An 11285-nucleotide genomic window follows, 5' to 3' on the forward strand; every position below is an offset into this window, starting at 1 on the left:
TCTGTTCGTCTGTGAAACGGCTGCGCTTCATTCCCTGGTCCTCTCAATGGGCCAGAGCTTACTTCAAAATGGATTATTTCAACGGGGCAAGGTCATAAAAATGTCATCAAAAAAGTTTGTTTCTCCCAACCGCCAGGAATCCGAGGAAGGTTGCTCGAAGCTTTCCACCAAAGGAAAAAAATATCCGAAGAAGCTCGTGGGATGCGCTGCGATACCATTGACGAAGGCTGCAGATTTGAGGGCGAAGACCATCGAAGGCAGAATTCGCGCAGGCGTTTATGCCATCTATCATGTGGGAGAAGGACCCCTTTACGGAGGCGCAGAGGTCTTCAGTGAACAAGGAGGGTTGGCCTACCCCATTTATGTTGGCAAAGCGGGAAGCGCGAGCAGTTCAAATGAGCGCACGGGGGCGCTGTTTCGGAGACTGCGCACTCATTTCATTTCCATCCGGTCTGCGAAAAATCTCCGGCTTCGCGACTTTCGTGTGCGCTACATCGAGTTGCAGGCTGACGAAATCGAAACGGCAGAGAGCGCACTTTGCGAATTCTTCCGACCTATCTGGAATTATGGCATCCGCGGGTTTGGCAATAAAATGCCCGGCAAGGGGCGACGGCAACAGCTAAAATCAGCCTGGGATACGATTCATCCAGGGCGAGGATATGGAGGACGAAAACGCCCAGTTGACCACACGGCGGTTCCCTTGCAGCAACAGATAGAGGACTACGTTGCACATTGGACGACAACCTGTCCCGCCGTTCAGAACATTGTCGAGCGCAGAATGCCGTCGTCTGGTGTTAACCGGCAGGCTGCCTGGTGGGTGCGACAATGCGCCTATACGGTCGGCGGCATACAAAGCCGTGCCGAATCGGAGGAAATTGCAGGTGACAGGAGTTTGACCCTCAAGTCCAGGCGGTTTGTGCCGGCCGTTAATCTGTCTTAGCTTCAAAGGAGGTTAGAGGGATAGACATGAAAGACGGCCATGGGAAGACAGTGGGATCTGCATGTGGGCAGCTCAGAGTTTGGCCAAAGAGGGAAAATCGGCAGCGCGCGCAGGCCTTTTTAAACGGCTCTCGCGCTGCCCTCGGGGCTGCGCCAGTTTTCGAGGTCCATAGGCCAATGCGAGCCAGCATTTTTTGCTCTTAGCAGAATCGCGACTATATTGTAGTAGAGTTGCAAACGAGAAGAACCAACCGCGAGGTTGAGGCGAGAGCGCAGTTATGAGCTATAATCCAACAAAGGCCGCCCAAGTAATCGCCCTGCTCCTGCTGAGGAGCAAGGCGAAGACAATGGACATCGTAAAGGTTGTAAAGCTCGTATACCTCTGTGATCGGGAATTCCTTCGGCGATGGGGTTTCCCAATTCTGGATGAAAATCGTGTCGCGATGAAGCATGGTCCGGTGAACTCCACGACCTACCGCTTAATAAATGGCGAAGCTGGGCCTGATCCCGAGGGATGGAAAAGCCTGTTGTCCGACCGGGCGCAGCACAAAATCGGATTGGCACGCGACGTGGGCCAGGACGAACTTGACCTTCTCAGTTCGGGTGAGATCGAGGCGATTGATGCCGTCTGGAAGCGATTTGGGGGAATGGGAACGTGGGAGCTCGTAAGGTGGACCCACCAGAAAGAAAACATACCGGAGTGGGAAGACCCCGGTGACACATCCAAGCCGATAACCTTGTTGAGCATCTTCAAAGCAATGAAGATGGAGAACGCGGAAGAAATGGTCGAAGCAATTGAAGATCATCGATATATCGACTCGATGTTCGACGAGATTCGAGTTCATTGACGGAATGTTCAAGAGAGGTACGCTTCTGATACCGTCCGGACCATCGCACGATCCGGACCGTAAGCATCTCCATGTGGTTTGCAATGACGCACGCGAGGACGGCACGCACCTCCTCGTATCCATCTCAAGCTGGCGCTCGAACGGTGATCCAACCTGTCAGCTACAAAGTCACGAGCACGATTTTTTAGATCGGCTGTCGTTTGTGGAGTACTAGTTACTCCGTAACGCGGCCAACTCAGGGAGCAAATGGGTCCCGATAATTGGCGTCTTGAACATCAGGTTGATCACTTAGCTGCCGAGCTTGGACACCCCAGGTCTCAGCCATAAATCGATCAAAGGCCGTCACCGAGTCGAATTTCATCTCGATTTGAGAAGCTTGCTATGCGGTTCGCGACTCGTGCTAGGCGCTGCTGTCAACTCCGGCTCATGAGCTGAACTGCAAGGCGTTTCGCATGGGCCAGCTGCTGGCAATTCCGAAGGCGCAATCTAAAAACGTGAATACGCGCAAATACAACCGCAAGGCAACACTACTCGTTAGACGCATTTCTAAAGGGAACTGGACGCAAATCAACGGGCCAAAATAGCTGTTTTTGGGCGCTATAGACGCAAATCTAAGGGCACGAGACACCGATCCGATGTTCGAGAGAATCTTCCATCGGTACGCTTGGCCGGTCTATCCGGGCTATTAGGTGCTTCCATTCAACCAATTCGCACCTACCTCACCTCGCCGCGTCGGGAGCATGTGTACGATTGCTAAGCAAGATCCAAAGGCGGTGGGTCGCCGCTAGGTAGATCCGGCCAGCCAGTCTCTTCCGCGACCATCCGCTCACGCCCTGAAGTCGGTTTCCAGTTTTTCGATAAGGGTTTCCGCTGCCCGTTGGTTCTACAAGGCCAAGTGATTCTTGCAGCTAACATTGGAAAGCCTCTCGCGCATCCCGGTCGAGGCTGACCTGTGCTCTTGCAAGATGTTGGCATTGGAGATCATGGATTCTTGAGATTCCATCATGGGTGAGTAGCGGCCCTGCGGCGACCGGATGTGATGAGGTGGAACGGCCCGCTCCGACAGCATCTAGTGCTAAAAACGTCGCATCGGCCTCGTCCGTCTTGCCGCGCTTGACGAAAGGTTTGACGTAAGCCGGCGGAATGAGACGCACATCATGACCAAGTTGAGCAATCTCCCGCGCCCAATAGTGCGCGCCACCGCATGCCTCCATGCCAACCAGGCACGGAGGCAGCCTTTCGAAGAAGCGCAGCACTTCCGTGCGCCCCAGTTTCCGATTGAACAGGGCCGAACCTTCATTGTCAGCGCCGTGAACTTGGAAGACGTGTTTGGCTAAATCCAACCCGATTGTGCTAGCTTGGTTCATGGAACGGTCCCTCCTTTCTGGCGTTCAAGCAACGACCAAGCCTTCAGCGAAGCGGTGATCCGCAAGACCATGCGCTTTGTCCCCATCAAGACCGCCGAGCAGCAAGCAGATGCGATGGTGCTGAAGACCCGTGCTCTTCTGGTGCAACAGAGGACGCAGTCGGTAAATGCCTTGAGAGCGCATTGGCGGAATTGGGTATCATTGCAGCCGGGGGCGTTCCTAATGTCGCTGCCTTGATAGATATTGTTCGAGATGTCGAAGACACCCGACTACCAACGTCAGCACGCTTCGCCCTCACGGCCATCGTGGATCAGATCGACGCCTTGGCTGTTCAGATTGAAATGATCGAACGCACTATTGTCATCGAAGCAAAGCGCGATGAGACCGCGCGTCGGCTGACGACGATCCCAGGCGTTGGTGCCATTACGGCAAGACGATAAAAGCCTTGGTTCCGGATCCCGGTGGATTTAAGTCAGGTCGCCACTTCGCCGCTTGGGTGGGACTTACCCCTAGGCCTCACTCCAGTGGGGGCAAAGAGCGATTGGGCAGGATCTCTAAAATGGGCAATCCCGAGCTCCGTGTTCTTCTTGTCCTCGGCGCGACCTCAGCTCTGCGGATCGCGCGCAGAAGTGAGAAGGCACGGCCTTGGCTGAAAGCGCTACTTGCCAGGCGCCCATTCAAAGTGGCTGCGGTCGCGTTAGCTAATAAAATGGCTAGGATCATCTGGGCACTACTAACCAAGGGCGGGATCTACGATTCTTCAGATCTAACCTCGGATGCATTGCAGGCCGGATGAGTAGTGAGCCGATAGAACTGATCTGACCGGCGTCGGCGGCAGAAGCAAGGTGCAAAAGCAAACGATGAACCCATGGGACGAAATCCCGGACGAACGAAGCCGTCAACCTCAGTGCACTTCAAAGTGCGTGGATGTGATTTAGCTCCTCGTTCCGCGGATCTTATCGAGGCCAGTGGTCATGTACCGCATTCAAAGGCCGTACATATGAACGCACCGTCCGCGTGGATAAATCGGTTGAGAAGCCCCTTGCACGCGGGCCGTTCCACATATGAGGTTGTATAGGTTCGAGAACGGATCGGTAGTTGCTATGGGCTCAAACCATGGATCCGCCCACTAAGGAGGAATTCAATGCCACTCAAATGATCCATTTGACAAAAGACCTGATGTGATGGGAACCGAAGCTTACGCCTCCAATTGGGGCCCATGATCTCGTTGCCGCAAGGCCGATTCCGAGCTATGCTGCAATGCAACACTATTGGGAGGTTGACATGCATACCTTGCCAGTAATTGCAGACGTCCAAATCGAACGCGCTTTGGCTTCACCGGCCAAGTTTGCCGACAACCCCTTCCGCACTTGGGCGCTTGACGCGCTACAGCGACGGAACGCCACTCTCGACGCAGTGTTCTACGATGTAAATGCAGTGACGCCTGAAGAAATCCCCGACGTTGCATTTTGGCTGGCTCGGGAAGGAGCCGTCATCCTTGTGCCTCCTTCGGGAGAGGGTCGCCTCAAGGTGTTTTTGACGCCTGAGGATTTTCTACGCCATTCCGACAGCGCCAACGCGCTGGCAATCGCTGGCGTCGGTAGTTCTGCGCTCGGAGCCGCCGCGTTCGCGCGAAATGTTGCCGACGGGCTTGGCGAACCCGTTGCCGCTGTTGTTTCAGGATACGGATTGGCGGACGTTTTGACCGAAGCACTCGGTGGCTTTTTCTGGTTCGGTGCGCTCAACAGCATCCGACATGTATTTGAGCCCATCGATGCATTCACGAAGATGTTTTCCAGCACAGAACAGCTTGAGCATGGTTACCTGTGGACACGAACAAGCCAGGATACCGAAACTGTGATCTCGTTGCTCGAGGACAAACGATTTGCGCCGCGTTTTCTTGTTGGGCATTCCAAAGGCAATCTTGTTCTCTCCGAGGCGCTCTACGCAATTGTCGATGAGCGGCCAGACCTGGCCGAGCAACTCTCCGGACGGTCGCGGATCGTCACGATCAGCGCAAAAGTCGGGATGCCTTCGCTTTTCAGGGATGTCGTGGACGTAATGGGTGAGTGGGACTGGTTTGGCGCCCTGAATTCGCGCCCTGACATTCCGGCGGATATCACGGTACCCAATGCTTGGCACAGCACCAATCCTGCATTTCCGATCGGAACAAGCATCAACGTTGCCAAAACGATCGAGAGCGTGCGCACGAAATTCCAACGCGCTCCGGTTGCGATGCGTGCCGCCAATCTGTCGAAAATTCTAGACGCTCCGCAGCGCACGGTCGCTTCGATGCGTTCGCGCTTGCAGAGCGATGGCCGCGAGAATGAACGTTGGTAGACCGCGCCGATGAAAAAAAGCACCCGTCTTGAAGCGAGCGTTAGAACAATGCTGCCGACGAGGCAGTTTAGCGGGTAGATGCAGCCTTCGCGACGTTGCGGATGTCCGCGCGGTCGATGCCGAGGTAGCGCAGTTCGCGGTTCGTCATGCCGCGGTTCGTCATGCGGCCGAGTTCAGACCGCCTGATGGTACTTGCGCTAATTAGTGAACGAGCGTGCTACATCCGTGATAATCCCATTTACCGGCTGCCAGTCCGTGGCGCTTCGTTCGCTTCGGTGGCCTCTGCATTCCATTGCAGCGCCAACTAACGATGCTAGTAATGCCCTAAACGCATAGCTTTAAAAGGCATCCAAGTTTAATCCGACAAAGTCACATGATCAATTCGTCAGCGTAGAAATTCGCTTCGAGCCAAGAGCGTGCGAGCGTAAGATCGAAGTTGTCGGGTGCCAAGCCATGCCCTGTTTCCAGCGAATGGTGGGTGATATCGGCTTTGGCTTTTGAAAGCTGCTCGGCAGGGAGCAGGGGGTAGTGTGGCCTGCGTCTGTTGTCGTGGAGCTGAGCCTTGAAATGATCAGCACGGGCTTGCGCGACAGTTCTGCAAGGACGGATCACTCGGCAATCACCTACGGGCGCAGCGGGTTCGCTCCAACAAGCAACCGCGTTACGACGGCAAGGTTCCCTCCCGTCAAGCCTTGGCTAGTGCACGTGCATATTGGCCGCCCCTATTGCTTCCAGAAACTTTGCACGCGCTACCTCGGTGTCGATTTGACCGGCGAGTGCACCTCGGCACGCGTTTCGCGCCTCGATGAAGGACACCGTTTCACAGTCCTCCCAGCTATCTTTCAAAAAGAGAACGGCGTCGAAGGCGCTCGTGACGAATTCGCTACCTCGCGAGCCCACCGAGATTTGGACGGGCTTTTCCCACTTGGCGATTGACATGACGATCTCCCCGTTGGCTCAAGCGACGGGCAAACGTGCAATTCTTGGAAAAGTTCCGTGCCCCTACCGCGGTCATGGATACTTCCTCTGCGAGGGCGCGGACGGCCGACAAGACCTGCGCCGACCGCCCACTCCTCGTGTGCTACCCAGCGCCCAAGAACATCAGCAGATACTAATGTGTTCCAGGCCTTCTCCCAACCTCGTCCAGGGAGAAGTGGCCCAAAAGTAAGAGTTTTATTCCTTTTGAATTGGTTGGGCTGTGGTTATCCTGTTGATAGTTGGTGAATCGTCCGCTTCTACCGGAACCTGCCCACGCACCGGTTGTCGAGGACGGGCGGCGCTGCGAGGACAAATTAGTGTGCCAGGTAGCAAATTCTCACGCCGGTCCAGAGCTCACTTCCGGCTGCAACTAGACTGCCAATCGATTGCTTTCCGCATCGCTAGTGATGCTCTTCACCTTGAGTGTGTCGGTGTGAAGGTCGGGTATGATATCGCGCGATCTGACGCCTTGGCCACGCTCTTTTGAATCGGGGCTCCCCGACGCCCCATCTCGAACGCTATTCCAACGTTGGCCTGTTCAAAGCCCGAGCTCCGGGCCCAGAGGCGTTCGAACTGACCGCCAAATGTCTTGAGGGTGGAACGCTTCTTGCACGGTTACTAATGTGTTTACCGCGAGGAGGCTTTTGTAATGAATTGGCACAGAAGCGATATTTTCGCTCCCCTGATGCTTGTAGTGGGTGGTCGAGAAAAATACAGACTTGTGAGTTCGCTTAGGGAGGCTGCGGAAGCTCTCATTGGTGACTGGCCATCTGACGACGGCGAGGAGTACATGGAAGCGGTAAAGATTTGTCTGGACGCAATCCACGGCAAGCTGACGGCGCATGAAGCACGTGAGGCACTCATTCGGGCTGCAGACGAAGCAGGAATTCCGGTAATCCGCGTTGTTCATTGAACATACGGTTGGGAGATGTTCCGTTTCAATCTAGATCTTGCCTTGTAAAAGCGATATCTTTGGTTGTACTGCGAGAGGTTCAAGGAAGTTGATTTCGCGTTTCGCGGGTGGAGGCGGCGGTGGAACAGATAGAGGCAATCGATCAAGCAAGAGCGGCGCATAAACAAAAAAGGCTCCGAGGCGGGGCCAAGTAAATCAGCTTACAAGTGAATCCTAACGTACAGCAAAGTACCCATTGCCTGGTGCACATCTACAGCTAATCGCGGGAAGAACCTGAGGCCCGCTCGCTAGAAACCAAATTTAGCCCGCGCGGTCTCACAAGCATCATCACCAGGAACACAAGCTCGACAGACATCTGGCCGAACTTCATAGACCGTGGTGTTGAAAAACTTAACGATACCTGTGTTCATGACGATTATCCTTTTCAATCGCACGATTGGTCGCTGCCCGACGAGAGCCATCGGCAGTCAATGATCGATGTCTGTAAGAAAAGGTTCGCCAGCTGCGTCGTGTAACGCAAAGCAAAGCTCAAAAAGCAAAAGTCGATGCTTTGTATATAATGAGCAAGAAAGTTATATTCAAGACGAGAGGCCCCGCCTAATTTCCCCGCGATATTCGACAGCCTTCGGCGGCTTCAAAGGAAAGAGCGTAGCTTTTGAAGCCACGCCCCGCTGTATAGCTTGGCGGCAGCTGACTACGCGGGAGATGACCGTGGCGCTTTCAGCAACGCAGCTTTTCGCTCTTCCTCGCGTCTGCCCAGCATCGCTATGTAGCGACTGCGCAGCGTTTTCATGTCGATTTCACCCTGCACCCATTTCTCAAGCCATGCTTGGAAGTCCATGGACCTCTCAACGGGCATTCCCGCTTTCTCAGCTCGCCTGAAAGCGGCTAGCCTCGATTTCCATATTGATCCCTCTAACAAGTGGAGGGGGCTTGGCGGGCGCCGCCCCGCTGCTTGAATTGTAATTCTGATTCAGGACCGCACTTCTCACTGGCGAATTGGACGTTGATTCAATGCTGTTACCAACCGGAAACAGCTCAACGATATCCTGGAGTGGGAATCGATACGCGGCACCACCGGCGTCGACATAAAGGTATCGGTCGTCTAGGCGCGAGCGAAAGCCCAGTCATCCAAACCATCGCAGTTGCACTGCCGACCGCAAGCATTGCCAGTGAGAGAGCGCGATCGTCATCCTGTCAACGCGATTGCTTTCGATCGAGCTCCGCAGTCAAATCGCGGAAGTTGCCGTCCCACGGCTAGAAACGGTCAACCAGATCGCCGAAACCGCAAAATAGAACGCACCAAATCCCGCATAGGGCGCGACGTCAAGAATCGATGGCGGCGTAGCACCTAACGACTGCGTGATCATGAACCCGCCAGCCAGGCACGACTGGCCCCCGCTCAGGATCATCGCCCATTGGGCACCATGATACTGCCACCGCCGGACACCTGTCATAAGCTGAAGCAAACCAGAAAAGATCGCCCAGACGCCAAATACGGCCAATATTGCGAATGCGCTTTCTGACGCTGCCACGACTACCGCTACCGTCGTTGCCGTGCTGACGAGAATGTTGAGGGTCTGCGAGCCATTCGCCTTGAATCCGCCATTTGAGCTAGCATCGACCAAGTTCGCGACGGCGTCCCATGCTGGATAGATTACGAGCAGACCCAATGCCCAGATTTGGTTGTCGGCAGTGATGATTGCGAGAGAAACCCACAAGATCGAGAAGGACGCACGCACGTAGTAGTACGATCGCAACCAATGGGATTGCCGGGTTTTCTGGCTTTTCATGCTTTGCTCCAATGCCGAGGCCTACCTTCTAGTAGGATGATTCATTCCTTATGTCAAACCTTTGATGATCGTATTTCATGCTTGACAACCTGCCTACCGATAGGTAGGGATGACTATGGAGACAACAACTTCGACCGCTGGAAAGATCTTGGACATCGCACAGTCCTTCATCGTGAAGGGCGGTTACAACGGTTTCAGCTACGCCGACATCTCAGGCGTCATTGGCATCCGCAAGGCTAGTATTCATCATCATTTCCCGACAAAGAACGAGCTGGTCGCAGTTCTCGTCGATCAGTACCGTAGGCAAGCATCTGATGGCCTCAATGGCTTGGACAAGAGCATTCCGAGCCCGCTGGATCGGCTTGAGGCTTATCTCAGTTTTTGGCAGAAATGCATCAAGGACGCGTCGGCTCCGATCTGCGTCTGTGCCATGCTCGCCAGTGAGATCGCTCTTTTGCCAGATGACATCGCTTCGCGGGTGCGTGCACATTTCCAGCGGTTGGCTGAGTGGTTGGCGGGCGTTTTGAAATCAGGGGCCGATCAAGGGGTATTCCGCATCGCCAATACACCTGGTCAGGAAGCGCAACTGTTCATGGCGGCCGTCCATGGCGCGATGTTGTCAGCGCGGGCACTGAATGATCCCAAGCTGTTCGGCATCATCACGAAGCCCCTTCTGGAAAGGTTGAAGGCGGTTGGTAATGAGCGTAATCCTTGAAACCAACCCATCGGCAGCTGAGTTTTATTGTTTCCGATCCCCGCAGCTGCGGAAAGCGATAGAACGCGAAGCAACGTCGCGTGCCAACGGGTGACGCTGCGCAAGCCATCGGACGATCAAGACGCAAACAGATGCTGTTTGCCTCGAGCGCGCCTCTAGTCGCAAACGTTCCTGTATAGTACCACCCGGTGCCCATGGCGGTATCCGTAGTATTTCCTGGTCCAGCAGCGTTGGGCATAGCGGCTTTCCGGGCCGTCATAGTCGTCATCGTACACATAGCGAGGCGAGTACCGATAGTCCCGCGCGGCTGGTGGATCATCGTGGTAGCGAGGCCCCGCGCCGTACTCAAAGTAGATCTGAGAGAATGCCGGCGACGCTGACAACGTGGTCGCCAGTGCCAGCGCCGCGATAACGAGCTTTTTCATATCTTCTTCCCATTGCAGTTAAATGTATTGTCCCTTGGTAAGGATGTCTCCCGCCTCAGGTGTAATACGTCATTGGTGTTGCGCTTGAACATCGGACCTAAGTCCGGCAGCGGTCAGACTTCGGTTTGGTCACCGTCAGGACCTTTGTCCGACTGTTCATGTTGATCCGACTCTGCATAGTCTTGCACGTCCCCAGCCCGTCGGACACCGGAGTACTCGGGGTGCCCGCCTTGAAATACACCAAGCGCGAACTTCGAACGACGATGGAGCCAGAGATGCGACAACGTGACGAAGCACTCACATCGGAAGATTTGTCGATCTGTGATGAAGTCCTGAACCACGTCGCGCAAAAGCATTCCATCGAAGATCAAGCCGATCGACTCCATCTTGCGGCTATTGTCATCGAGGTCTACCGGCAGGGAGTCCACTGTCCAGAACAGTTGACTGTGCTTGTCGATGCGTCCTGCGAAGCCATGCTTGAAATGAAGGGTTCCGGTCAGACGTCGGCTACGGCACCGCTCGAGGCCTCAATCCCCGGCAGAACTTGTCACAGCCAGTCTAGCCGGGTTCGCGAGCACCCCTGCCATCGAGAGCAATTTGCTGAGGCCGGTTCCCCATGTGAACCTCATCGGCACCTTCAAGGCGAACCGGAGGCGGCGGTCATCGGTCTGGATGGATCTACCGGAAGCGCTGCGTAAGGCTTTGGGCGCGCATCGATCCCCTAAGTGTATTGCCAGAAAGGCCGGAGCGCATGTCGAACATGGAAACCGGCCCCTTTCCTTCTTGGCGACCCCCTGCCGTCGTGCCTGATTGTGTCGGAGGCAGCGTCACTAGCTAGCACTACTTTGGCAGGTTTTTAGCGGGCGGGTTATTTTTGGGATTCCCATGAAAGGGTTTGCGTGATTCATGAGAGGTCGGCTTATGGAGGGCCGATCAATGGACGTGGACTGGCAAACCGATCTTGATC

General features: G+C 54.9%; 10 protein-coding genes and 3 pseudogenes. 8 read left to right on the top strand and 5 right to left on the bottom strand.

All coding sequences use genetic code 11. The features are described 5' to 3' along the window. Both FHX16_RS30940 and FHX16_RS30945 read left to right on the top strand, forming a co-directional pair. A partial coding sequence (locus FHX16_RS30940; RefSeq protein ID WP_259132156.1) for an Eco29kI family restriction endonuclease occupies window positions 1-940 on the top strand: 940 nt, incomplete at its 5' end. 277 nt (window positions 941-1217) lie between these two features. After that, complete coding sequence (locus tag FHX16_RS30945; protein WP_183757150.1) at window positions 1218-1787, top strand: Panacea domain-containing protein; 570 nt, start codon at window positions 1218-1220, stop codon at window positions 1785-1787. Window positions 1788-2860: 1073 nt separating this feature from the next. Here FHX16_RS30945 and FHX16_RS30950 read toward each other — a convergent pair. Next, window positions 2861-3154, bottom strand: a pseudogene (locus FHX16_RS30950) (transposase); the annotation flags it as partial. Between the two features lie 182 nt (window positions 3155-3336). Here FHX16_RS30950 and FHX16_RS31775 point away from each other — a divergent pair. From FHX16_RS31775 to FHX16_RS30965, 3 genes are all read left to right on the top strand, one after another. Further along, window positions 3337-3594: a hypothetical protein gene (locus tag FHX16_RS31775; protein ID WP_405049347.1), complete on the top strand. Its 258-nt coding sequence runs from the start codon at window positions 3337-3339 to the stop codon at window positions 3592-3594. 56 nt (window positions 3595-3650) lie between these two features. Continuing rightward, a complete protein-coding gene (locus FHX16_RS30960) occupies window positions 3651-3950 on the top strand; it encodes a transposase (RefSeq protein WP_259132162.1) in 300 nt (99 codons plus the stop codon). A gap of 488 nt (window positions 3951-4438) precedes the next feature. Next, complete coding sequence (locus FHX16_RS30965) at window positions 4439-5494, top strand: hypothetical protein (protein ID WP_183757151.1); 1056 nt, start codon at window positions 4439-4441, stop codon at window positions 5492-5494. Window positions 5495-5561: 67 nt separating this feature from the next. Here FHX16_RS30965 and FHX16_RS30970 read toward each other — a convergent pair. Then, window positions 5562-5724, bottom strand: a pseudogene (locus FHX16_RS30970) (DUF1127 domain-containing protein). 466 nt (window positions 5725-6190) lie between these two features. Next, complete coding sequence (locus FHX16_RS30975; RefSeq protein WP_183757152.1) at window positions 6191-6433, bottom strand: DUF982 domain-containing protein; 243 nt, start codon at window positions 6431-6433, stop codon at window positions 6191-6193. A 688-nt stretch (window positions 6434-7121) separates the two neighbouring features. Between FHX16_RS30975 and FHX16_RS30980 the strand changes: the two genes are divergently transcribed. Then, window positions 7122-7385, top strand: a complete 264-nt coding sequence (locus FHX16_RS30980) for a DUF982 domain-containing protein (protein WP_183757153.1) — start codon at window positions 7122-7124, stop codon at window positions 7383-7385. 287 nt (window positions 7386-7672) lie between these two features. Here FHX16_RS30980 and FHX16_RS30985 read toward each other — a convergent pair. Further along, a pseudogene (locus FHX16_RS30985) lies at window positions 7673-7759 on the bottom strand (YkgJ family cysteine cluster protein); the annotation flags it as partial. Window positions 7760-8614: 855 nt separating this feature from the next. Next, window positions 8615-9178: a DUF308 domain-containing protein gene (locus tag FHX16_RS30990; RefSeq protein WP_183757157.1), complete on the bottom strand. Its 564-nt coding sequence runs from the start codon at window positions 9176-9178 to the stop codon at window positions 8615-8617. Between the two features lie 115 nt (window positions 9179-9293). Here FHX16_RS30990 and FHX16_RS30995 point away from each other — a divergent pair, with 115 nt between their 5' ends. Further along, window positions 9294-9893 carry a TetR/AcrR family transcriptional regulator gene (locus FHX16_RS30995; RefSeq protein ID WP_183757158.1) on the top strand — a complete coding sequence of 200 codons (600 nt, stop codon included), beginning with the start codon at window positions 9294-9296 and terminating at the stop codon, window positions 9891-9893. Window positions 9894-10548: 655 nt separating this feature from the next. Continuing rightward, the gene (locus tag FHX16_RS31000) at window positions 10549-11016 is read left to right on the top strand and encodes a hypothetical protein (RefSeq protein WP_246720098.1); all 468 of its coding nucleotides are present in this window, start codon (window positions 10549-10551) and stop codon (window positions 11014-11016) included. Window positions 11017-11285: the final 269 nt, after the last annotated feature.

It is taken from the genome of Rhizobium sp. BK661 (assembly GCF_024808825.1).
Classification (GTDB): domain Bacteria; phylum Pseudomonadota; class Alphaproteobacteria; order Rhizobiales; family Rhizobiaceae; genus Rhizobium.